The following is a 22,168-nucleotide window of genomic DNA, read 5'->3' on the forward strand; positions in this document are numbered from 1 at the left end:
AGCGCCGGGCGATGCCCGGCGACCGACGCGGCTTTACGCCAGCCACAGCCCGCGAATGGCGGCGATGCCCTGCCCACCATGGCGACGCGCCTCACTGATGTGGCCACTGCCCATGCCACCCAGCGCGTAGATCGGCAGTGACACCTGCGCACGCAGCTCGGCGAAGGCATCCCAGCCCAGCGGCACGGCATCGGGATGGCTGGCCGTGGCCTGCACCGGACCCAGCACGGCGAAGTCGCAGCCCAACTGCTGTGCGGCCTGCAGCTGCTGCAGGTCATGGCAGGACGCGGCCACCAGCTGGCCTTCGGGCAGCGGGCGCTGCGACAGCTGCAGCAGCTGTTCGCTGCCCAGGTGCACGCCCACGCCCAACGCACGCGCCAGTTCGATATCGCGGTTGAGCAACCATTGCACGCCGCTGCGGCGATGCGCACGCACGACCTGCTCGACCATCGCCTGCCGCTGCGGATGGGCCGTCGGCAACCGCAGTTGGATGCGCTGCTGGCCCGCAGCCACCACGCGCTGCAGCTGTTCATGCCAATGCTGCACGCCGCCCTCATCATCGGCCGGCGCCGGGGTGATCAGGTAGCTGTCGGGCTGGCGCAGGGCGGCCACCACCGGCAGGTCTGCCGGCGGCATTGAATAGCGGCCCAGCTTGTCCGGCGCCACCCAGGTGATCGCCTGGCCCTCCCGCCCACGCGGTGTCCCCTTCCAGCTGCGCACGTGGCGCACCTCCAGGGTCAGGTGCTTGTCCGGATAGCGCTGCGGCACATCCATCAGCCACTCGCCGACATCGGCCTCGATGCCCAGTTCCTCGCGCAGCTCGCGCACCAGCGCCTGTTCGGAGGTCTCGCCGGATTCGCGTTTGCCGCCGGGAAACTCCCACAGGCCGGCCATGTCGCGGTTCTCGGTACGGCGGTTGAGCAGCACGCGGCCACGGGCGTCGGTGATGACGGCGGCCACGACATGGATCGATCGGGTGGGGGAAGGCATGGGGGGAAGCATGCCCAGAACAGGGCGGCCGGCGCAATCACGGATCCGCTGCAACTCCCCTGCCACAAACGAAAAGCCCCGCTTTCGCGGGGCTCTTCGGCATCAGCTCAGCTGGCCGTGGCAGTGCTTGTACTTCTTGCCACTGCCGCACGGGCACGGATCGTTGCGGCCGATCTTCGGCTCGTCGCGCTGCATCTGCGCCACGCCCTGCTGGGCAGCCTGCACCTGCGCGGCTTCCTCGTCGGCGCTGTAGCCGCCCACGTCCTGGTGCTGGAACTGCGACTGGCTCAGGCGGGCTTCGGCCTGCTGGCGTTCGGCCGCTTCCAGCGCCTGCACTTCCTCGTCGCTGCGGATGCGCACGCGCGACAGCAGGGTCACCACTTCGCGCTTGACGTTTTCCAGCATGTCCGAGAACAGCTCGAAGGCTTCCTTCTTGTATTCCTGCTTCGGCTGCTTCTGCGCGTAACCACGCAGGTAGATGCCCTGGCGCAGGTAATCCATGCGCGCCAGGTGCTCCTTCCAGCTCTGGTCCAGAACGGTCAGCATCACGTGCTTCTCCAGCGCGCGCATGGTCTCTTCGCCCACGCCGGCTTCCTTCTCGGCGAAGTGCTGGTTGACGCGTTCCTGAACCTTGGCGGCAATCGCCTCGGCGTCCAGCTCCTCGTGTTCCTTGACCAGGTCGGTCAGCGACATCTGCAGGCCGAAGTCCGACTCGAGGGTCGCTTCCAGGCCACGCAGGTCCCACTGCTCGTCGATCGAGTTCGGCGGCACGAAGCGGGCCACCACGTCGAAGATCACGTCGTCGCGGATGCCGTCGACGTTGTCCTTCACCGATTCGGCGTCCAACAGCTCGTCGCGCTGGGCGTAGATCACCTTGCGCTGGTCGTTGTTGACGTCGTCGAAGTCCAGCAGGTTCTTGCGGATGTCGAAGTTGTGGGCCTCGACCTTGCGCTGCGCCTTCTCGATCTGGCGGCTGACCAGGCGGTCTTCGATGACGTCGTCTTCCTTCATGCCCATCATGCGCATGGCCTTCTGCACCCAGTCGGAGGCGAAGATGCGCATCAGGTTGTCTTCCAGCGACAGGTAGAAGCGGGACGAACCCGGGTCACCCTGGCGGCCGGAACGGCCACGCAGCTGGTTGTCGATACGGCGCGACTCATGGCGCTCGGTGCCGACGATGTGCAGGCCGCCCGCCGCCTTCACTGCCTCGTGGCGCTTCTGCCAGTCGGCCTTGACCGCGGCTTTCTGCTCGTCGGTCGCGTCCTCGCCCAGCGCGTGGAGCTCTGCTTCCAGCGAACCGCCCAGCACGATGTCGGTACCACGACCGGCCATGTTGGTGGCGATGGTCACCGCGCCCGGACGGCCGGCGTTGGCGACGATGGTCGCTTCGCGGTCGTGCTGCTTGGCATTGAGCACTTCGTGCTTCACACCGGCCTTGCTCAGGTGCTCGGACAGCATTTCCGAAGTTTCAATCGAGGTGGTACCGACCAGCACCGGCTGGCCGCGCTTGGCGCACTCTTCAATGTCGGCCAGCACCGCATTGAACTTGCCCTTGCGGTTGAGGAACACCTGGTCCGGGCTGTCCTTGCGGATGGTCGGGCGGTTGGTCGGGATCACCACCACTTCCAGGCCGTAGATGCTCTGGAACTCGAAGGCTTCGGTATCGGCCGTGCCGGTCATGCCGGACAGCTTCTTGTACATGCGGAACAGGTTCTGGAAGGTGATGCTCGCCAGCGTCTGGTTCTCGCGCTGGACCGGCACGCCTTCCTTCGCTTCCACCGCCTGGTGCAGGCCATCGGACCAGCGGCGGCCGGCCAGGGTACGCCCGGTGAACTCGTCGACGATGACCACTTCGCCGTCGCGCACGATGTAGTCAACGTCGCGCTGGTAGATCGCGTGCGCGCGCAGGGCGGCGTTGAGATGGTGGACCACGGTCAGGTTCTGCGCCGCGTACAGGCCTTCGGTTTCGCCGTTGAGGATGCCGGCTTCAACCAGCAGCTGCTCGGCGTGCTCCATGCCCGCTTCGGACAGGTGCACCTGCTTGCCCTTCTCATCGACCCAGAAATCACCTTCGCCGTCCTCGCTCTCCTGCTTGACCAGGTGCGGCACGACGCGGTTGACACGGATGTACAGCTCCGGGGAATCGTCGGCCGGACCGGAGATGATCAGCGGGGTACGCGCTTCGTCGATCAGGATGGAGTCGACTTCGTCGACGATGGCGTAGTGCAGGCCGCGCTGGTAGCGGTCGGCCTTGGACAGCGCCATGTTGTCGCGCAGGTAGTCGAAACCGAATTCGTTGTTGGTGCCGTAGGTGATATCCGCAGCGTAGGCTTCGCGCTTGTCGCTGTGCGGCATGCCCGGATACACCACGCCCACGCTCAGGCCCAGCCAGTTGTACAGCTTGCCCATCTGCGCGGCGTCGCGGCGGGCCAGGTAGTCGTTCACGGTGACCACGTGCACGCCCTTGCCTTCCAGCGCGTTGAGGTACACCGGCAGGGTCGCCACCAGGGTCTTGCCTTCACCGGTACGCATTTCTGCGATCTTGCCCAGGTGAAGCACCATGCCGCCGATCAGCTGCACATCGTAATGGCGCATGCCCAGCACGCGGCGGCCGGCTTCGCGGCACACCGCGAACGCTTCCGGCAGCACTTTGTCCAGGGCTTCACCACCGGCAATGCGCTGCTTGAACTCCGGCGTCTTGGCCTGAAGCTGCTCGTCGGAAAGCTTCTCGATCTCCGGCTCCAGCGCATTGATCTTGGCGACGATGCGGTTGAGCTGGCGCAGCTGTCGTTCGTTACGACTGCCAAATACGCGGGTAAGCAGGCTGTTGATCATTGAAGGAACCGGGTTGGATGGACACGACGCCCGGCCTCCCCCTGGGGATCCGTCCGCCGCAAACGAAACAGGGCGCCTGGCGCCCTGTCGATGGCAACACCCATTGTAGCTTGGGACGGGCGGCTGAGGTTTCAACCCCGAGGGGGTAGTGCCGGCCGCTGGCCGGTGATCCGCGATGCTGCCGAAGATCATGAGGTTGCCGGCCAGCGGCCGGCACTACCAGGTCAACCGCATCGGGTCAGAGCCCTCCCGCGGCGCGGAAGGGATCCGACCCGGGATCAGCCGCGGCTGACGCGGCCGACCGGCGTGTTGCCGCCGTCGCCGAGGAATTTGCGCGGGTTGACCACGTTGCCGTTCTCCCACACCTCGAAGTGCACGTGGGCGCCGGTCGAACGACCGGTGGAACCAGCCTTGGCCACTTCCTGGCCGGCACGGACCAGGTCGCCGGCCTTCACCACCAGGCGGGAATTGTGCGCGTAGCGGGTGACGTAGCCATTTCCGTGGTCGACGTCGACCACGTTGCCGTAGCCCCCCTTCACGCCGGCGAAGCTGACCACGCCTTCGGCCACGGCCATCACCGGGTCACCGACCTTGGCGTGGAAGTCCATGCCCTTGTGGGTGGCGGCGCCTCGGCCGAACGGGTCGGCACGGGTGCCGAAGCCGGAGGTCACGTAGCTGTTGCGGATCGGCATGCGCGAAGGCACGGCGTTCTGCTGCAGCTGGTGGTCGAACATCAGCGACTCCATCACCGACAACTGGCGGCCTGAAGCAGCGAAGCGCTGCTCCAGCACCTGTAAGTCGGCGTTGACGTCCTTGACCGGGATGTCGCTGGTCGGACCGCCTGCGTCACCGTCACCGAGACCGGGGGTCTCGTTGAAGTCGAACTCGCCATCCTCCAGCTTGCCCATCTGGGTCAGCCGTTCGCCGAGCGCGTTGAGGCGGGTGGCCTGGGCCTGCAGCTCGCCGAGACGGGCCGCCAGCGCGTTGACCTGGGTCTGCGCATCGCGCTTGACCTTGGCCAGCTCCGCATCCTGGCGCTCGACCTTGGCCTGCAGCCGGGAATCATTCAGCGCGCTGACGCCAATGCCGCCAGCGAGGCCGATAATGCAGCCTACCCCGAGCACGCTGCCCAGCAGGGCGCGGGGGCGGTCCTCGAAATAGAACCGCAAACGCGTGATCGGCGACGATTTGGCCTGTCCTTCACGCGTTTTGATTACGATCTTTTTGAATGCCATCAGTGAGTTTTCATGTCTGAGCCGAAATCCAGCGTTCGCCCCGCGTCGGCACCGAAACCGGCGCTGGATGCGGTAATGGCGGACAAAAGCGGGAACCCGCTGCGGCGTGCCCTGTGGCTCGACGCGCTGGACCGACAGTTGCGCCCCCAGTTGCCGCCACCTCTGCGCAGCCGCTGCCGGCTGGCCAATGTGGACGGGGAACACCTCGTTTTTCTCGTCGAATCCCCGGTCTGGCATGCCAAGTTGCGGCTTGCCGAAGCCCAGTTGCTCGACGCGGCCCGTTCCATCGGGCTGAAGGCCACCAAGGTGACCATCAAGACTGCGTCTCCCACTCCCACGCGCTCCCCAGCGCTCGACAACCGGAATGGACCCCACGCAGTTTCAGCCGCCACGCACAAAGGGCTACGCGACGCCTTGGCTTGCCTGCAGGACGTTCCTTCCAAACCGAAGAAACGGTCATGATGGCAACGGAGCATCCGGCTCCGCTCCCCGTCGCGCGTGTCACCACGGCGTGAAACATTTCGGGGGCCGGGTCGCATCCTAGCGGCCATCCAGGGGCCTGTCGTTAGATTGTTGTTAAAACGGCGTTAAATTCAGGCTTCGGATCCAACAGGTTCACAAAACCGTGACCTCGAACCGGCCTTGATGCCTTTTCAAGCACACTGAATGCGTCGTCTTCGCCGGAAACAACAACGCCGCCTTGGGTGGCGGCGTTTTTATCTTTAAATTCAACGGCCTACGGAATCAGGCATAGGCCGGAGTGGCGTATTCGACCGGACCCGGGGTGGCAGGCGAGTCGAAGCTGACCCATTCCCAGGCAGTGGCGTCGGCCATCAGCGCCCGCACCAGCTTGTTGTTGAGCGCGTGGCCGGATTTGAAGCCCTCGTAAGCGCCCAGCACCTGGCCACCGGCCAGGTAGAGGTCGCCGATCGCATCGAGGATCTTGTGGCGCACGAATTCGTCGGCGTAGCGCAGGCCGTCTTCGTTGAGCACGCGGAACTCGTCCAGCACGATGGCGTTGTCCATCGAACCGCCCAGGCCCAGGTTGCGCTCGCGCATGTATTCCAGGTCGCGCATGAAACCGAAGGTGCGCGCGCGGGAGATTTCCTTGGTGTAGGCCAGCGTCGAGAACTCGATTTCCTGGCGCGACTGCTTGGCCGGGATCATCGGGTGGTCGAACTGGATGGTGAAGCCCAGCTTGTAACCCTCGTACGGGGTGAAGCGGGCCACCTTGTCGCCCTCGGTCACTTCCACGGTCTTCAGCACGCGGATGAAGCGCTTGGGCGCATCCTGTTCCACGATGCCTGCCGACTGCAGCAGGAACACGAACGGGCCGGCCGAACCGTCCATGATCGGCAGCTCGGCCGAGGACAGTTCGACGATGATGTTGTCCACACCCAGGCCAGCCAGCGCCGACATCAGGTGTTCGACGGTCTGGATCTTGGCGTCGTTGCAGGTCAGGCCGGTGCACAGGGTCACTTCGGTGACCAGCTCGGCCTTGGCCGGCACTTCCACCACCGGGTCCAGGTCCACGCGGCGGAACACGATGCCATGGTTGACCGGTGCCGGGCGCAGGGTCATGTAGACCTTGTCGCCGCTGTGCAGGCCAACGCCGGTGGCGCGGATCGTGTTCTTGAGGGTGCGTTGCTGGATCATGGGGGATGGACCGGAAGTGACACATTAGATTAACACGCACGCTCCCCTACCCCGGCTGAAACGCCGGCAGGACGCGCGTGAAGCAGGGCGGCCGGGCCCATCCTGGCCCGGCGCCCGCGTTTTCAGGACATGGTGGCGCTACCCGGGGAGGACAACCCCGGGCCGCCCCGCTCAGTCCGCCTGGCGGCGCAGGAACGCCGGGATGTCCAGGTAGTCGTTCGGCAGTTCCGCCGCAGCCGGGGCCGAGGAGGACGGCGCCGACGGGGCCGAAGCGGCCGCGGTATCGCTGCTGGCGCGACGCAGGCCCAGGCCCATGCCGCCGACGGCCTTGGACACGGCGTCGCCACCGTTGTCGAAGTCGCCGAACTCCGGCTGGCCGGTCGTGGCATTGCGGACCAGCTTGATCGGCGCACGCTCGCCCGGACGCTGGGTCTTGCTGGCCGAAACGCGGTTCAGGCCGGTAGCGACCACGGTCACGCGCACTTCGTCCTGCATGTCCGGATCCAGCACGGTACCGACCACCACGGTGGCGTCTTCGGAAGCGAAGCCATCGATGGTGCGGCCGATCTCGTCGAACTCGGCCATGGTGAAGTCGGCGCCGGCGGTGATGTTGACCAGGATGCCGTTGGCACCGGCCAGGTTCACATCGTCCAGCAGCGGGTTCTGGATGGCGGCTTCGGCGGCGGCCTGGGCGCGGTCATCGCCACGGGCGGTGCCGGTGCCCATCATCGCCAGGCCCATTTCGGACATGACGGTACGCACGTCGGCGAAGTCGACGTTGATCAGGCCCGGACGCACGATCAGGTCGGCGATGCCCTGCACGGCGCCCTGCAGCACGTCGTTGGCGGCGCGGAAGGCCTGGATCATGGTCGCGTTGCGACCCAGCACGGTGATCAGCTTCTCGTTCGGAATGGTGATCAGCGAGTCGCAGTGCTGGCTCAGTTCCTCGATGCCCTTCAGCGCCACCTGCATGCGGCGACGGCCTTCGAACGGGAACGGCTTGGTGACCACGGCCACGGTCAGGATGCCCATTTCCTTGGCCAGCTGTGCCACCACCGGCGCAGCGCCGGTGCCGGTGCCGCCGCCCATGCCGGCGGTGATGAACACCATGTCCGCGCCCTGCAGCGCGTCCATGATGCGCTCACGGTCTTCCAGCGCGGCCTGGCGGCCGACTTCCGGGTTCGCGCCTGCGCCCAGGCCCTTGGTCACGTTGGTACCCAGCTGCAGCTGCAGCTTGGCACCACAATTCTTGATGGCCTGCGAGTCGGTGTTGGCGGTGATGAATTCCACGCCGTCCACCGCCGAGTTGACCATGTGCGCCACGGCATTGCCGCCGCCGCCGCCCACGCCAACAACCTTGATCACCGCATTGGGTGCCATCTTTTCGATCAGTTCAAAATGCGCCATGTCCGTGTCCTCGTTGTATCCGCTTGTCGGTGGCATGGACGGTCGGGCCTCCTGCCTTCGCGTGTCATGTTGCCGTTGCGGCTGTGTGGGTTGTGTATTGCGTTGTTGCGTTGTTGCGTTGTGATGCGGGTACTGCGGGTGTTGCGCCGGGCCGGGCCCGGAGTTGCGGGTTCCGCGTCAGAACTCGCCGCGGAACCAGGTCTTGAGTTTCTTGAACATGCTTCCAGCGCGCCCGGTCGGCAGCGATGGCCGCCGCGGGTGCTCGATCTGGCTGCCCATCAGCAGCAGGCCCACGCCGGTGGCGTGCACCGGGTTGCCGACCACTTCGCCCAGGCCGGTGACGTGCTGCGGGATGCCCACGCGCACCGGCATCTGCAGCATTTCCTCGGCCAGTTCGACCACGCCCTCCATCTTCGAGGCGCCACCGGTCAGCACCATGCCGGCGCGCACCAGTTCCTCGAAGCCGGAGCGGCGCAGTTCGGCCTGCACCATCTCGAAGATCTCCTCGTAGCGGCCCTGCACCGCCTGCGCCAGCGAATGGCGCGGCATGCGGCGCGGTGGACGGTCGCCCACCGACGGCACCTGGATGCTTTCCTCGGCGGTGGCCAGCTGGGCCAGGGCGCAGGCGTAGCGCACCTTGATCTGCTCGGCTTCCGGGGTGGGCGTGCGCAGCATGTGCGCGATATCGTTGGTGACGTGGTCGCCGGCAATCGGCAGCGAGGCCGTGTGGCAGATCGCGCCCTGCACGAACACCGCGATGTCGGTGGTGCCGGCGCCCATGTCGACCAGCACCACGCCCAGCTCGCGTTCGTCAGCGGTCAGCACCGCAACGCTGGAGGCCAGCGAGGACAGCACCAGGTCGTCCACCTGCAGGCCACAGCGCTGCACGCACTTGCTGATGTTGGCCGCGGCCGACTGCGCGCACACCACCAGGTGCGCATGCACCTCCAGGCGCACGCCGGTCATGCCGACCGGGTTGCGGATGCCTTCCTGCGAATCGTCCAGCACGTACTCGCGCGGGATCGCGTGCAGGATCTTCTGGTCGGCCGGAATCGCCACCGCCTTGGCCGCATCGAGCACGCGATCCAGGTCGCCCCAGGTCACTTCCCCGTCACGGATCGGCACGATGCCGGGCGAGTTCTTGCACTGCACGTGATTGCCGGAGATCGAGGCGTACACCGAGCGGATCTCGCAGCCGGCCATCAGCTCGGCTTCTTCCACCGCGCGCTGGATCGACTGCACGGTCGATTCGATGTCCACCACCACGCCGCGCTTCAACCCGCGCGATTCGTGCGAGCCGATGCCGATCACTTCGATCGGGTTGCCCGGCGAATACTCGCCCACCAGCGCCACCACCTTGGAGGTGCCGATGTCCAGGCCAACGATCAGCGATTTGTCACCCTTGCGATTCATGTCCTTTCCTGCGTCCTGCTGACTGGGGTCGCCGGCGTTTTCGCCGGCGTGGCCGGGGTACCCCAGCTCAGCGTGAAACCATTGGTGTAGCGGAGGTCGGCGCGCTCGATCGGCGCGTCCTGGCGGTTGAGCTGTGGCAGTACCTTGACGAAGCGCTGCAGGCGCGAGCGCGCATCGTCACGGCCGACCACCACTTCGGTGCCGTTGCTCAGCACCAGCGACCAGCTGCCGCGTGCATCCATCGTTACCCGGCGCACATCGACGCCGGCCGGTGCGAACAATGCACGCGAGTCGCTGTACAGCTTCATCACTTCTTCGGTCTGGCTGTCCGGGCCGTCCAGTTCGGGCAACGCCAGGTCGGCCAGCTTCTTCGGCGTGGGGAACAACTTGCCCTGCTCGGAAACCAGGCGGTCGTTGCCCCAGCGCGCGAACGGCTTGTGCTCGACCAGGGTCACTTCCAGCACGTCCGGCCACTGCTTGCGCACCCGCGCGCTTTCCACCCACGGCAGTTTTTCCAGTGCGTCCTGCGCGTCCTGCAGCTTGACCGCGAAGAAGCCGGCGCGCGCATACGGCAGCAGCACCTGCTGCAGCTGCTCGGCCGGTACCCGCTTGAACTCGCCATGCACGCGCAGCTTCGCCAGCGGCCAGCGCTCGGCGCCGACCCAGCCATTGACCACGGCCACCACCGGCAGTGCAACCACCGACAGCGCCAACAGCCAGACGAAGATGCGCAGCACCGCGTTCATGCGTGCGAGGCCTCCAGGGTCTGTTCCAGCACGCGCCACACCAGTTCCTCGAAACCGATGCCGGCCTGGCGGGCTGCCTTGGGTACCAGCGAATGGCTGGTCATGCCCGGCGCGGTATTCACTTCCAGCAGGAAGAAGCGGCCGCTGCTGCGGTCGCGCATCACGTCCACGCGGCCCCAACCACGGCAGCCGGCCGCGCGGAACGCGGCCAGCGCGATGCGGCGGATTTCCGCTTCGTCGCCACCCTCCAGGCCCGGGCAGAGGTACTGGGTGTCCTCGGCGATGTACTTGGCGTTGTAGTCGTACCACTGGCCCTTGGGCACGATGCGGATCGACGGCAGGGCAACGTCGCCGAGGATGGCCACGGTCAGCTCATCGCCCACCACCATCTGCTCCATCAGCAGCTGGCCGTCGTAGCGCGCGGCCAGGGTCACGGCCTCGTCCAGGCCAGCCTCGTCGGTGACCCGGCTGATGCCCACGCTGGAGCCTTCGTTGGCCGGCTTGACCACCACCGGCAGGCCCAGCTCGGCCGCCAGTGCATGCACGTTCGATGCGTCGACCTTGCGGTATTGCGGGGTCGGCAGGCCCAGCGACAACCACACCTGCTTGGTACGGATCTTGTCCATGCTCAGCGCAGAGCCCAGCACGTCCGAGCCGGTGTACGGCACGCCGAAGGCGTCCATCAGGCCCTGCACGATGCCGTCCTCACCACCACCGTTGTGGCCGTGCAGGATGTTGAACACACGGTCGATGCCGCCGGCAGCCAGCGCCTTGGCCAACGCCGGGATGCCATCGACGGCGAACGCATCGACGCCGCGCGACCGCAGGGCTTCGAGCACGTTGCGGCCCGAATCCAGCGACACCTCGCGTTCGCTGGAACTGCCGCCGAGCAGCACGGCGACGCGGCCGAACTCGGCTGGGTCGGTCACGCGCAGCGGCGGGAAGGTCAGCGTGCTCACGCCTCGCCCTCCCCCTTGAAGCCTTCCACCGCGATGTGGGTGGCCACGGCGCCAATATCGCCCGCCCCCATCATCAGCAGCAGGTCACCGTCCTGCAGCACGTCCGGCAGCACGCTGGCCAGTTCGGCAGCCTTGCCCACCACCACCGGCTCGCTGCGACCGCGGGCGCGGATGGCGCGGGCCAGCGCATGCGAGTCGGCACCGGCAATCGGTTCCTCACCGGCCGGGTAGACCTCGCTCAGTACCAGTGCGTCGACGCTGGACAGCACCGCAGCGAACTTGTCGAACTGGTCACGGGTGCGGCTGTAGCGGTGCGGCTGGAAGGCCACCACCAGGCGCTTGTCAGCCCAGCCACCGCGGGCCGCGGCGAACACGGCCTCCAGCTCGCTCGGGTGATGGCCGTAGTCATCGATGATACGGACCTTGGCACCACTGGCGGTGGTCACTTCGCCCAGATCGTTGAAGCGACGGCCGACACCGGCGAAGCTTTCCAACGCGCGCGCGATGGCATCCGGCGCCACGCCCAGCTGCCAGCCCACTGCGGCGGCGGCCAGCGCGTTGAGCACGTTGTGCCTGCCCGGCAGCGCCAGCACCACTTCCTGGCTGGTGCCCTGCGGCAGGCGCAGGGTGAAGCGCATGCGCGGCCCTTCCTGCACCACGTTCTCGGCGCGCACGTCGGCCTGCGGGCTCATGCCGTAGCTCATCACGTGACGCGGGGTTTTGGCGGCCAGCGCGGCCACTTCCGGGTCATCGATGCACAGCACGGCCAGGCCGTAGAACGGCAGGCGCTGCAGGAATTCGGCGAACGCCGCCTGCACGCGGGCAAAGTCGTTGCCGTAGTTTTCCAGATGGTCGGCATCAATGTTGGTGATGATCGACATCAGCGGGTTCAGGCGCAGGAAGCTGCCATCGCTTTCGTCGGCCTCGGCCACCAGCCACTGGCCTCCGCCCAGCTTGGCGTTGGCACCGGCCGCCAGCAGTTGGCCACCGATCACGAACGTCGGGTCCAGGCCACCTTCGCTCAGCACCGCCGCAGTCAGGCTGGTGGTGGTGGTCTTGCCGTGGGTACCGGCCACGGCGATGCCGCGGCGGAAGCGCATCAGCTCGGCCAGCATCGCCGCACGCGGCATGATCGGAATGCGCTGGCTGCGCGCTTCCATCAGTTCCGGGTTGTCTTCGCGGATGGCACTGGAGACCACCACGCAGTCGGTGCCCAGTACGTTGGCTGCCGAGTGGCCGCGCATGATGCGCGCACCCAGGCTGGCCAGCCGACGGGTCGCCACGTTGTCGGCATTGTCCGAGCCGGACACCTCATAGCCCAGCGTCAGCATCACTTCGGCGATACCGCTCATGCCGGTGCCGCCGATGCCGACGAAATGCACGCGCGGGAACGCGCGCACCAGGTCGTTGGTGTCGTGCAGGCGACGGATCATGCGCGGCCTCGCGCAGGGCAGGCGCGGTGGCATGCCTTCTTCATACAGCTTCCTCAAGAATGATATCGGCGATGCGCTCGGCGGCATCGACCTTGGCCAGGGCACGCGCGGCTTGCGCCATCTGCATGCGGCGGGCGGGATTTTCGGACAGATCGCGCAGCAGTGCGGCAATGCCGTCGGCCAGCGTTCCGTCCTGCTTCAGCAAAACCGCAGCACCGCGCTCGACCAGATACTCCGCATTGCGGGTCTGGTGATCGTCGACGGCAGCGGGGAATGGCACCAGCACACTGCCGACACCGACCGCGCACAGCTCGGCCAGCGTCGAAGCGCCCGCGCGGCACACCACCAGGTCGGCCCAGGCGAAGGCGTCGGCCATGTCGGCGATGAACGGCGTGATGTCGGCCAGCACGCCGGCCTTTGCATACGCCTCCACCGCTTCGGCGTGCATTTTCTCGCCACTCTGGTGGCGCACCTGTACCGGAATGCCGGGGCCGAGTGCGGCGATCGCCTGCGGCACGCCGGTGTTCAGTGCACGCGCGCCCTGGCTGCCGCCAACCACCAGCACGCGCAGCGGTCCGTGGCGGTCGGCGAAGCGCTGTTCCGGCGGTGCGGTGGCGGCGATCTCTGCGCGCACCGGATTGCCGACGAACTCCTCACGCTCGGCGAAGGTACCCGGGAAGCCGGTGAGGAGGCGGCGCGCATAGCGCGACAGGATGCGGTTGGTCATGCCGGGCGCGCGATTCTGTTCGTGCACCAGCAGCGGGAGGCCGTGCAGGCGGGTGGCCATGCCACCGGGGCCAGAGGCAAAGCCACCGAAGGCGACCACCGCACGCGGCTGGCGCTTGCGGATGATCATGCCGGCAGCGCGCAGCGCGCGCATCAGCCGCCACGGCGCGCCCAGCAGGGCCAGCTTGCCCTTGCCGCGCAGGCCGGTGATGGCCAGCGTGTCGATTGGAATGCCGTGCTGCGGCACCAGTCGCGTTTCCATCGCGCCGTCGGCGCCCATCCAGGTCACCGGCACGCCGCGCTCGCGCAGCACGCGGGCCACAGCCAGGCCGGGAAAGATGTGACCTCCGGTGCCACCGGCCAGGATCATCACCGGGCGCACGCTATCGGTGGCCGCGCTCATGACAGCCTCCCGAAGGTCGGTTCGATACGCGACTGAAGGCGGCTGGTGCCGCGCGCGGCGTTTGCTGGAGCTGGAGCTGCGGCCGTCGCCCCGGCGCTGATCGGCGCGCTGGCGGCCACCTGCACGGCTGGCTCGCCCACCGGCTCAGCAGCTGCGTCTTCGGCACCACCGATGCGCACGGCCTGGCGGCGCTCGGCACGCTTGAGTTCATAGGACACGCGCAGCAACAGGCCCATCGCAACGCAGGTCATCAGCACCGACGAACCGCCGGAGGAAATCAGCGGCAGAGTCAGTCCCTTGGTCGGCAGGATGCCCAGGTTCACGCCGATCGAGACGAAGGTCTGCATGCTGATCCACAGGCCGATGCCGAAGGCGATGTAGCCAGAGAAGTGGCGCTTCATTTCCACGCAGCGCATGCCCAGCCAGAAGGTCCGGCCGACCAGCAGCGCGTACAGGGCCACGATCACGCAGGTGCCCAGGAAGCCGAATTCCTCGGCGGTGACCGAGAAGATGAAGTCGGTATGCGCTTCGGGCAGGTAGTACAGCTTCTGCACCGAGTTGCCCAGGCCGACGCCGGTCCACTCGCCACGGCCCACCGCCATCAGCGCGTTGGACAGCTGGTAGCCGTCGCCCTGCTGGTCGGCCCACGGGTCCAGGAAGGAGGTGATGCGGCGCATGCGGTACGGCTCGATGATCGCCAGCGCGCTCATGCCGACCAGGCCGATGATCACCGGCATCGACATGCGCGGCATGTTCACCCCGCCCAATACCAGCATGCCGGCGGTGATCGCCAGCAGCAGGGTGGACGAGCCGAAGTCCGGCTGCAGCAGCAACAGCACCACCAGCGCACCGGCCACGCCCAGCGGCTTGAGCATCGCCGGCCAGGTCGCGTTGACCTCGTCGCGGAAGCGCACCAGGTAGCTGGACAGCCAGACGATGTAGAGCACTTTCACCGCCTCGACCGTCTGGAACTTGGAGATGCCCAGGTTGATCCAGCGGCGCGCACCGTTGACCGTGCTGCCCAGGCCCGGCGCGAACACCGCCAGCAGCAGCACGAAGCAGCCCAGCAGCAGCATCTGGTTGTACTGCTCGATGGACTTCAGCTCGGTACGGGCGGCAAGCACCGCCAGCACGATACCCACCGCCAGGAAGATCAGGTGGCGGTTGAGGTAGTAGAACGGGCTGCTCATCAGCGCGATCGAGCTGGACGCCACCATCACCACGCCAATGCCGGTGAGCGCGATGATCGCGCCCAGCAGCCACTTGTCGTAGCTGCCTTCGATGGCTTCAAGGCGTGTTGCCTGGCGGGACAGGTCGTTCATCTCAGCGCACCTTCAACGTGGCCAGGCCGATCAGCACGAGCACGACGGAGATGATCCAGAAGCGCACGATCACGCGCGGCTCCGGCCAGCCCTTCAGTTCGAAATGGTGGTGGATCGGCGCCATGCGGAACACGCGCTTGCCGGTCAGCTTGAACGAGGCCACCTGGATCATCACCGACAGCGTCTCGATGACGAACACGCCGCCCATGATCACCAGCACCAGCTCCTGGCGGGTGATCACCGCGATGGTGCCCAGCACCGCGCCCAGCGCCAGCGCGCCGATGTCGCCCATGAACACCATGGCCGGATAGGTGTTGAACCACAGGAAGCCCAGGCCCGCGCCGGCGATGGCCGCGCAGATGATGACCAGTTCGCCGGCCCCCGGGATCTGCGGGATCTGCAGGTAGTTGGCGAACACTACGTTGCCCGAGGCGTAGGCGAACACGCCCAGCGCGCAGGCCACCAGCACGGTCGGCATGATCGCCAGCCCATCCAGGCCGTCGGTCAGGTTCACCGCATTGGAGAAGCCGACGATCCAGAAGTAGGCGATGGCCACGAAGCCGATGCCGGCCAGCGGCAGCGCCACCGACTTGAACATCGGGATGTAGAAGGTCAGCGCTGCCGGCACGTCGGCTGTATGGAACAGGAACAGGCCGGCGGCCAGGCCGAAGATCGACTGCAGCAGGTACTTCCAGCGCGACTTCAGCCCGTTCGGGTCGCGGCGGACGATCTTGATCCAGTCGTCATACCAGCCGATGGCACCGAAGCACAGCATCACTGCCAGCACCAGCCACACGTAGCGGTTGCGCAGGTCGGCCCACATCAGCACCGACAGGGTGACGGTCAGCAGGATCAGCGAGCCACCCATGGTCGGCGTACCGGCCTTGGAGAAATGGGTCTGCGGACCGTCCTTGCGGATCGGCTGGCCGCCCTTGAACTGGGCAAGCTTGCGGATCATCGCCGGGCCGAGCCACAGCGACAGGAACAGGGCCGTCAGCGCGGCAAGGATGGCGCGGAACGTCTGGTAGTTGAACAGCCCGAACAGGCTCTCCAACTGCTGCAACCATCGAGCCAGTTCATACAACATGCGGGGATTCCTCTCCTTGCGCCAGCAGCGCTTTGACAATCGTGTCCATGGCGCTGCCACGGGAACCCTTGACCAGGCAGCGCACGCCGGCGTGCAGCTCGTCCTTCAGCGCCTTCGACAGCGCGTCATGGGTGGCGAAATGACGGCCGCCTTCGCCGAAAGCGGTAGCGGCAGCGGCGCTGAGCGGGCCCAGCGCATACAGGCGCTTGAGGCCGGCCGACCGCGCGCGGAGCCCGGCCTGCGCGTGCAGCGCTCCGGCGTCCGGACCCAGCTCACGCATGTCGCCCAGCACCAGCCAGCCCTCTTCCGGCGCGGCGGCCAGGGCGTCGATGGCCGCGGCCAGCGAACCGGGATTGGCGTTGTAGCTGTCGTCCACCAGCACCGCGCCATTGCGCAGCAGATGGGCAATCTGGCGGCCCGGTACCGGCTGCGCCTCGGCCAGGCCAGCCGCGATCAGCGACAGATCGACACCGGCGGACAGCGCCAGGCTGGCGGCAGCCAGCGCATTGCTGACGTTGTGGCGACCCGGCAGGCCGAGCACCACGCGAGCCTCGCCGGCCGGGGAGACCAGGGTGAACTGGCTGCCCTGCGCACCTGCGCGGATGTCGCGCGCGGTCACATCAGCAGTATGTTCCAGGCCGTAGCGCAGCACGCGGCAGCGTGCCGGGGTACCGACGAAATGCTGTTCGAACCAGCGGCCGTAGGCATCGTCGGCGTTGATCACCGCCACGCCATCGGCCGGCAGTGCGGCATAGATTGCGCCCTTGGTCACCGCCACGCCAAGCAGGCTGCCCATGCGTTCCAGGTGTGCCGGGGCGATGTTGTTGACCAGGGCATAGCGCGGGCGGGCGATTTCGGTCAGGTAGGCGATATCACCCGGCTTGCCGGCGCCCATCTCGTAGACGGCGTAGTCGGCATCTTCCGGCGCATCGATCACCGCCAGCGGCAGGCCGATCTCGTTGTTGCGGTTGCCCGGGTTGGCGTAGACCACCTTGTGGGCGTGCTGGGCCACCTGCTGAAGGATCGACAGCAGCAGGCTCTTCACGCTGGTCTTGCCGTTGCTGCCGGTGATCGCGAACACCTCGGTGTCCCGGTCACGCTGCATGCCGGTGGCGATCTTCGCCAGTGCAAGCTCGCTGTCGGCCACCAGCACCTGCGGCAGCTCGACCGGCAGCAGGCGCTCGACCAGCAGCGCGCTGGCACCGCGCACCTGTGCGTCGGCGGCAAAGTCATGGCCGTCGAAGCGCTCGCCGCGCAGCGCCACATACAGGCTGCCCGGACCGAGGCTGCGGGTGTCATTGCTGACCGCGTCGATGGCCACGTCGTCGCCGTGGATCTCACCGCCGGCCCAGTGGGCGATCAGCGAAAGCAGAGTGCGCTTCACGCGGCACCCTCCCCGGCCTGCGCCTCTAGTACACCGGCCTTGGCCGCCAGTGCAGCGGCAGCCACCTCGGTGTCGTCGAAGTCATGGCGCACACCGTTCACTTCCTGGTACGGCTCGTGGCCCTTGCCAGCAATCAGGATGATGTCGCCGGCACCGGCACGCTTCACCGCCAGGCCGATCGCACGCGCGCGACTGCGCTGCACGGTCACGGCATCGGCATTCTGGAAGCCGGCCAGGATGTCGGCGACGATCACGTCACCGTCTTCGCCACGCGGGTTGTCGTCGGTGACGATGACCTGGTTGGCCAGGCGCTCGGCGATCGCGGCCATCTGCGGACGCTTGCCGGTGTCACGCTCGCCGCCGCAGCCGAACACGCAGAACAGCGTACCCTGCAGGTGACCATGCAGGCTGCCCAGCGCTTGTTCCAGCGCGTCCGGGGTATGTGCATAGTCGACCACCACGGTCGGCAGGCCATTCTCGCCGCCGAGGCGGTTCATGCGGCCGCGGATCGGCTGCAGCGCCGACAGCACCTCGGCGATGCGCGGCAGCGGCTGGCCCTGCGCATGCAGGGTACCGGCCACCGCCAGCAGGTTGTCCACATTGAAGCGGCCCAGCAGCGGCGAATGCACGGCCGCGCGCTGGCCGTCGATGACCAGTTCAAACGCAATGCCACGACCATCCAGCTGCAACGCTTCGGCGCGCACGCTGGCATCGCTGGCACCACGCGAACTCAGGCCGATCGGCTGCACGCCCACCGGCAGGACGGCGAACAGCTGGCGACCGAAGGCGTCGTCCAGATTGATCACCGCTGCCTTCAGGCCCGGGCGATGGAACAGCCGCGCCTTGGCCGCGCCGTAGCTGGCCATGTCGCCGTGGTAATCCAGGTGATCGCGGGTGAGGTTGGTGAACACCGCCACGTCGTAGTGCACGGCATCGACGCGGCCCTGGTCCAGTGCGTGCGAGCTGACCTCCATCGCCACCGCGCGCGCACCGGCGTCGCGCAGCTGTGCCAGCAGCGCATGCATCTGCAGCACCAGCGGCGTGGTGAAACCGGTCGGCTCGACCGCACCATAAAGTCCGGCGCCCAACGTGCCGATACTGCCACTGGGCGTTCCGAGCAGGTGCCAGGCCTGGGCCAGCAGCTGCACGGTGGAAGTCTTGCCGTTGGTGCCGGTCACGCCCACCATCGCCATCGCCCGCGACGGCGCGCCATGGAACTGGTCGGCCATCGCACCCATGCGTGCGCGCAGGCCCGGCACGGCGATCGCATCGGCTGGCGCCGGCAGTTCGGCCGGTGCCGGGGGCTCGAACAGGATGGCGCTGGCACCGGCCGCGCGGGCCTGCTCGACAAAGTTCAGGCCATGCGCGCCGAAACCGGCGATGGCGACGAAGGCATTGCCGGGACGCACGGCGCGGCTGTCCAGCGCCAGCCCGGTCAGAACGGGATCATGGCCCGCCAGGGCCACGTCCGGAAGCAACTGCGAAAGCAACATCGAAGGACTCATTGCGTGCCTCCCGTAACGGGGGGCGTCTGGGCGTGCGCGCTCGGCAGCGCAGCATCGAATTCAGCGGCGGCATCCACCGGCAGCGCGGTCTCGGCCGGCGGCGCGGGCAGGATCGAGGCCGAGTGGCCGACCTTGCCGGACTGCTGTGCGGCCAGCCACGACTGCAGGTCATCCAGCGGCACGTCCATCAGGCGCAGTGTGCCTTCCATCACGTTGTGATAGACCGGCGCCGACACCAGGCCGCCGTAGAACTTGCCGGCCTGCGGATCGTTGATGACGATGACGGTGGCGAAGCGCGGGTTGGTGGCCGGCACCACACCGGCAAACAGCGCGTTGTAATGGCCACGCTCGTAACCACCCGGGCCGGTCTTGCGCGCGGTACCGGTCTTGCCGGCTACGCGGTAACCCAGCACCGCTGCCTGCTTGGCGCCGCCCTGGGTGACCACCGTTTCCATCATCGCCACCACCTGCCTGGCGACGCTCTCGTCGATGATCTGATGCGCTTCGTTGCGCTGGCCCTTGACGAAGGTCGGCGCGATCAACTTGCCGCCATTGGCCAGCGCCGAGTAGGCGGTGGCGATCTGCAGCGGTGTCACGTTCAGGCCGTAGCCGTAGGACATGGTGGTCTTGGTGGCACCGTCCCAGTTGGCCGGGCGCCGCACCACGCCACCGGATTCACCCGGGAACCCGCTGTGCGGCACCGAGCCGTAGCCGAAACGGCGCACGCCGTCATAGAACACCTGGTCCGGCATCTTTGCCGCGACCTTGGCCGCGCCGATGTTGGAACTGCGGGTGATCACGCCGGTCACGTTCAGCACGCCGTTGTTGCGCGGCACGTCGCGGATGGTGAAGCGGGCCACCTGCATGTAACCCGGGTTGGTATCGATGATGGTGTCCTTGGTCACCGCACCAGCCTGCAGCGCCGTGGCAATCGTCAACGGCTTCATCGTCGAACCCGGCTCGACCAGGTCGGTCACCGCACGGTTGCGGCGCGCATCGGGCAGCGCGCCGGTCAGCGAATTCGGGTTGTAGGTGGGCAGGTTGACCATGGCCAGGATCTCGCCGGTGTTCACGTCCATGATCACCATCGAACCGCCGGCCGCTTTGTTGGCCACCAGCGCGTTGCGCAGTTCCTTGAACGCCAGGTACTGGATGCGGCGGTCGATGCTGAGCGTCAGGTCCTTGCCCGGTTCGGCGGCGCGCAGCAGATCGCTTTCGACGGTCTCGCCCTTGCGGTTGCGGATCACCCGCTTGGCACCGGGCTTGCCGCGCAGCCATTCGTCGAACGCCAACTCCAGGCCTTCCTGGCCGCGGTCGTCGATGTTGGTGAAGCCCAGCACGTGCGCCATCGCCTCACCCTGCGGGTAGAAGCGGCGGAACTCGCGCTGCGCGGCCACGCCCGGAATCTTCAGCGCGACCACCTTTTCTGCCTCGTCCGGATTGATCCGGCGACGCAGGTACATGAATTCCTTGTCCGACTTCTGCGACAGGCGGCTGCTCAGCTCATCCACAGACATGCCGACCGCCTGGGCCAGCTCCGGAATGCGCTCGGGCGAACGCAGCAGGTCCTGCGGATTGACCCAGATCGAGGCGACCGGGGTGGACACCGCCAGCGGCTCGCCGTTGCGGTCGGTGATCATGCCGCGCGAGGTCTTGATCGGCAGCTCGCGCAGGTAACGGGCCTCGCCCTGGCGCTGGTAGAAGTCGCTGTTGATGATCTGCACGTAGGCGGCACGACCGACCAGCGACACCGAGCACAGGCCGAGCGCCAGCGCGACCCAGCGCAGGCGCTGGCGCAGGTTGAAGGCGTTGCGCGGGCGGTTGCGGCCGGTCTTGCTCATGGCCGCACCACCACGATGTCGGCGGCCTCGGGGAACTTCATGCCGAGCTTCTCGCGGGCGATGCGATCGACACGGTTGGCTTCGGCCAGGGTGGCCTGTTCCAGCTGCAGGCGACCGAACTCCAGGTTGATGTCATCGCGCTTGCGCTCGGCGCGCGACAGTTCGATGAACGTCTGCCGGTGACGATGACGCACGAACACGACGCCGATCGCCGAGGCCACGGTGGAAGCCAGCAGGATGATCAGCAGCAACCGGCTCATGCGTCGGCCTCCCGCTTCTGCGCCACGCGCAGCACGGCGCTGCGGGCACGCGGGTTGGCGGCCAGCTCTTCGTCGGTGGCCTTGATGGCACCGCCGATCAGGTCCAGCGTCGGCACGAACGCGACCGCCTCGGGCAGGCGGCGGTTGGCCGGCGGCGCCTTGGCCAGGCGGTTCATGTACTGCTTGACGATGCGGTCTTCCAGCGAATGGAAGCTGATCACTGCCAGGCGGCCACCGGGCTTGAGCCGTTCGACGGCGGCATCCAACCCGGCCTCCAGATCGGCCAGCTCGCGGTTGATGTGGATGCGGATGGCCTGGAAGCTGCGCGTGGCCGGGTGGATCTTGTCTTTTCCACGCGGCATCACCGAGGCGATCAGCTCGGCCAGTTCGGCGGTGCGGGAGAAGGGCTGCTTCTCACGGCGGGCCACGATGGCACGGGCGATGCGGCGGCTCTGGCGCTCTTCGCCGTAGGTCCACAGCACATCGGCGATCTCGCGCTCTTCCACGCGGTTGATCCACTGCGCGGCGCTTTCACCACTGTCCGGATCCATGCGCATGTCCAGCGGGCCGTCCTTGCCGAAGCTGAAGCCACGTTCGGCCACGTCCAGCTGCGGCGACGACACGCCGAGGTCGAACAGCACGCCGTCCAGGCCTTCGGCCGTCGCATCCCACTGCAGCAGCTGGGCGAAGCTGCCACGGAAGATGGACACGCGCGGGTCCGGCGCGAAATCGCGCTCGGCAACGGCGATGGCTTCCGGATCCTTGTCCATGACCAGCAGGCGCCCCTCGGGACCGAGCTGGGTGAGCACGCCACGTGCATGACCGCCACGACCGAACGTGCCATCCAGATAACGTCCGTTTTCGATCACCCTCAGGCCTTCAAGGACCTGGGTGTACAGGACCGGCAGGTGCACCGCCGGCGACTGCGACACCGGAAGGTGACCGGTCTGCGCTTCTGGGCGCATC

General features: G+C 67.2%; 17 protein-coding genes and 1 pseudogene. 1 reads left to right on the plus strand and 17 read right to left on the minus strand.

Annotation, left to right across the window (positions count from 1 at the left end):
* Positions 1 to 33: 33 nt before the first annotated feature.
* The 3 genes from AC5P8J_RS13795 to AC5P8J_RS13805 all read right to left on the minus strand — a co-directional run bounded on the left by AC5P8J_RS13795 (position 34) and on the right by AC5P8J_RS13805 (position 5,060).
* Positions 34 to 990 (minus strand): Nudix family hydrolase, encoded by a 957-nt coding sequence (locus AC5P8J_RS13795; RefSeq protein ID WP_227853646.1) that lies wholly within the window; start codon positions 988 to 990, stop codon positions 34 to 36.
* Between the two features lie 102 nt (positions 991 to 1,092).
* Positions 1,093 to 3,825, minus strand: a complete 2,733-nt coding sequence (gene secA, locus AC5P8J_RS13800; RefSeq protein WP_111108789.1) for a preprotein translocase subunit SecA — start codon at positions 3,823 to 3,825, stop codon at positions 1,093 to 1,095.
* A gap of 278 nt (positions 3,826 to 4,103) precedes the next feature.
* Entirely contained in the window at positions 4,104 to 5,060 is a 957-nt protein-coding gene (locus AC5P8J_RS13805) for a M23 family metallopeptidase (RefSeq protein WP_019661077.1), read from the minus strand.
* Positions 5,061 to 5,072: 12 nt separating this feature from the next.
* Here AC5P8J_RS13805 and AC5P8J_RS13810 point away from each other — a divergent pair, with 12 nt between their 5' ends.
* The gene (locus AC5P8J_RS13810; RefSeq protein ID WP_026347140.1) at positions 5,073 to 5,522 is read left to right on the plus strand and encodes a DciA family protein; all 450 of its coding nucleotides are present in this window, start codon (positions 5,073 to 5,075) and stop codon (positions 5,520 to 5,522) included.
* A gap of 282 nt (positions 5,523 to 5,804) precedes the next feature.
* Here the strand turns inward: AC5P8J_RS13810 and lpxC are convergent, their stop codons facing one another.
* The 14 genes and pseudogenes from lpxC to rsmH all read right to left on the minus strand — a co-directional run bounded on the left by lpxC (position 5,805) and on the right by rsmH (position 22,167).
* Positions 5,805 to 6,716 (minus strand): UDP-3-O-acyl-N-acetylglucosamine deacetylase, encoded by a 912-nt coding sequence (gene lpxC / locus AC5P8J_RS13815; protein ID WP_019661076.1) that lies wholly within the window; start codon positions 6,714 to 6,716, stop codon positions 5,805 to 5,807.
* Positions 6,717 to 6,887: 171 nt separating this feature from the next.
* Positions 6,888 to 8,123: a cell division protein FtsZ gene (gene ftsZ / locus AC5P8J_RS13820; RefSeq protein ID WP_058980418.1), complete on the minus strand. Its 1,236-nt coding sequence runs from the start codon at positions 8,121 to 8,123 to the stop codon at positions 6,888 to 6,890.
* A 177-nt stretch (positions 8,124 to 8,300) separates the two neighbouring features.
* Positions 8,301 to 9,536: a cell division protein FtsA gene (gene ftsA, locus AC5P8J_RS13825; RefSeq protein WP_005408083.1), complete on the minus strand. Its 1,236-nt coding sequence runs from the start codon at positions 9,534 to 9,536 to the stop codon at positions 8,301 to 8,303.
* Between the two features lie 68 nt (positions 9,537 to 9,604).
* Positions 9,605 to 10,282, minus strand: a pseudogene (locus AC5P8J_RS13830) (cell division protein FtsQ/DivIB); the annotation flags it as partial.
* Complete coding sequence (locus AC5P8J_RS13835; RefSeq protein ID WP_134735112.1) at positions 10,279 to 11,241, minus strand: D-alanine--D-alanine ligase; 963 nt, start codon at positions 11,239 to 11,241, stop codon at positions 10,279 to 10,281. The pseudogene AC5P8J_RS13830 and the gene AC5P8J_RS13835, both read right to left, overlap by 4 nt.
* Positions 11,238 to 12,674 (minus strand): UDP-N-acetylmuramate--L-alanine ligase, encoded by a 1,437-nt coding sequence (murC, locus tag AC5P8J_RS13840; protein WP_019661073.1) that lies wholly within the window; start codon positions 12,672 to 12,674, stop codon positions 11,238 to 11,240. Before murC ends, AC5P8J_RS13835 begins: the two co-directional genes overlap by 4 nt.
* 40 nt (positions 12,675 to 12,714) lie before the next feature.
* Complete coding sequence (murG, locus tag AC5P8J_RS13845) at positions 12,715 to 13,803, minus strand: undecaprenyldiphospho-muramoylpentapeptide beta-N-acetylglucosaminyltransferase (RefSeq protein WP_111102184.1); 1,089 nt, start codon at positions 13,801 to 13,803, stop codon at positions 12,715 to 12,717.
* Positions 13,800 to 15,125, minus strand: a complete 1,326-nt coding sequence (gene ftsW / locus AC5P8J_RS13850; RefSeq protein WP_019661071.1) for a putative lipid II flippase FtsW — start codon at positions 15,123 to 15,125, stop codon at positions 13,800 to 13,802. The genes murG and ftsW overlap by 4 nt, the downstream gene beginning before the upstream one ends.
* Position 15,126: 1 nt before the next feature.
* Positions 15,127 to 16,212, minus strand: coding sequence for a phospho-N-acetylmuramoyl-pentapeptide-transferase (gene mraY, locus AC5P8J_RS13855; protein ID WP_019661070.1), 1,086 nt, complete (start codon positions 16,210 to 16,212; stop codon positions 15,127 to 15,129).
* Positions 16,202 to 17,596, minus strand: a complete 1,395-nt coding sequence (locus AC5P8J_RS13860) for a UDP-N-acetylmuramoyl-tripeptide--D-alanyl-D-alanine ligase (RefSeq protein WP_134731232.1) — start codon at positions 17,594 to 17,596, stop codon at positions 16,202 to 16,204. The genes mraY and AC5P8J_RS13860 overlap by 11 nt, the downstream gene beginning before the upstream one ends.
* Complete coding sequence (locus AC5P8J_RS13865) at positions 17,593 to 19,101, minus strand: UDP-N-acetylmuramoyl-L-alanyl-D-glutamate--2,6-diaminopimelate ligase (protein ID WP_021203427.1); 1,509 nt, start codon at positions 19,099 to 19,101, stop codon at positions 17,593 to 17,595. Before AC5P8J_RS13865 ends, AC5P8J_RS13860 begins: the two co-directional genes overlap by 4 nt.
* A complete protein-coding gene (locus AC5P8J_RS13870; RefSeq protein WP_111098017.1) occupies positions 19,098 to 20,942 on the minus strand; it encodes a peptidoglycan D,D-transpeptidase FtsI family protein in 1,845 nt (614 codons plus the stop codon). The genes AC5P8J_RS13865 and AC5P8J_RS13870 overlap by 4 nt, the downstream gene beginning before the upstream one ends.
* The gene (ftsL, locus tag AC5P8J_RS13875) at positions 20,939 to 21,202 is read right to left on the minus strand and encodes a cell division protein FtsL (protein ID WP_005412242.1); all 264 of its coding nucleotides are present in this window, start codon (positions 21,200 to 21,202) and stop codon (positions 20,939 to 20,941) included. Before ftsL ends, AC5P8J_RS13870 begins: the two co-directional genes overlap by 4 nt.
* Entirely contained in the window at positions 21,199 to 22,167 is a 969-nt protein-coding gene (gene rsmH / locus AC5P8J_RS13880; RefSeq protein WP_012479154.1) for a 16S rRNA (cytosine(1402)-N(4))-methyltransferase RsmH, read from the minus strand. The genes ftsL and rsmH overlap by 4 nt, the downstream gene beginning before the upstream one ends.
* Between the last annotated feature and the right edge of the window lies 1 nt (position 22,168).

The sequence above is a fragment of the Stenotrophomonas sp. YJH_SMC_37 genome, from assembly GCF_059370035.1.

Excerpts from the sequence above, each read along its gene's own strand:
- AC5P8J_RS13795 (WP_227853646.1), bottom strand. The coding sequence starts at position 990 with ATGCCTTCCCCCACCCGATCGATCCATGTCGTGGCCGCCGTCATCACC.
- secA (WP_111108789.1), bottom strand. The coding sequence starts at position 3,825 with ATGATCAACAGCCTGCTTACCCGCGTATTTGGCAGTCGTAACGAACGA.
- AC5P8J_RS13805 (WP_019661077.1), bottom strand. The coding sequence starts at position 5,060 with ATGGCATTCAAAAAGATCGTAATCAAAACGCGTGAAGGACAGGCCAAA.
- AC5P8J_RS13810 (WP_026347140.1), top strand. The coding sequence starts at position 5,073 with ATGTCTGAGCCGAAATCCAGCGTTCGCCCCGCGTCGGCACCGAAACCG.
- lpxC (WP_019661076.1), bottom strand. The coding sequence starts at position 6,716 with ATGATCCAGCAACGCACCCTCAAGAACACGATCCGCGCCACCGGCGTT.
- ftsZ (WP_058980418.1), bottom strand. The coding sequence starts at position 8,123 with ATGGCGCATTTTGAACTGATCGAAAAGATGGCACCCAATGCGGTGATC.
- ftsA (WP_005408083.1), bottom strand. The coding sequence starts at position 9,536 with ATGAATCGCAAGGGTGACAAATCGCTGATCGTTGGCCTGGACATCGGC.
- murC (WP_019661073.1), bottom strand. The coding sequence starts at position 12,674 with ATGATCCGTCGCCTGCACGACACCAACGACCTGGTGCGCGCGTTCCCG.
- murG (WP_111102184.1), bottom strand. The coding sequence starts at position 13,803 with ATGAGCGCGGCCACCGATAGCGTGCGCCCGGTGATGATCCTGGCCGGT.
- ftsW (WP_019661071.1), bottom strand. The coding sequence starts at position 15,125 with ATGAACGACCTGTCCCGCCAGGCAACACGCCTTGAAGCCATCGAAGGC.
- mraY (WP_019661070.1), bottom strand. The coding sequence starts at position 16,212 with ATGTTGTATGAACTGGCTCGATGGTTGCAGCAGTTGGAGAGCCTGTTC.
- AC5P8J_RS13865 (WP_021203427.1), bottom strand. The coding sequence starts at position 19,101 with ATGAGTCCTTCGATGTTGCTTTCGCAGTTGCTTCCGGACGTGGCCCTG.
- AC5P8J_RS13870 (WP_111098017.1), bottom strand. The coding sequence starts at position 20,942 with ATGAGCAAGACCGGCCGCAACCGCCCGCGCAACGCCTTCAACCTGCGC.
- ftsL (WP_005412242.1), bottom strand. The coding sequence starts at position 21,202 with ATGAGCCGGTTGCTGCTGATCATCCTGCTGGCTTCCACCGTGGCCTCG.
- rsmH (WP_012479154.1), bottom strand. The coding sequence starts at position 22,167 with ATGCGCCCAGAAGCGCAGACCGGTCACCTTCCGGTGTCGCAGTCGCCG.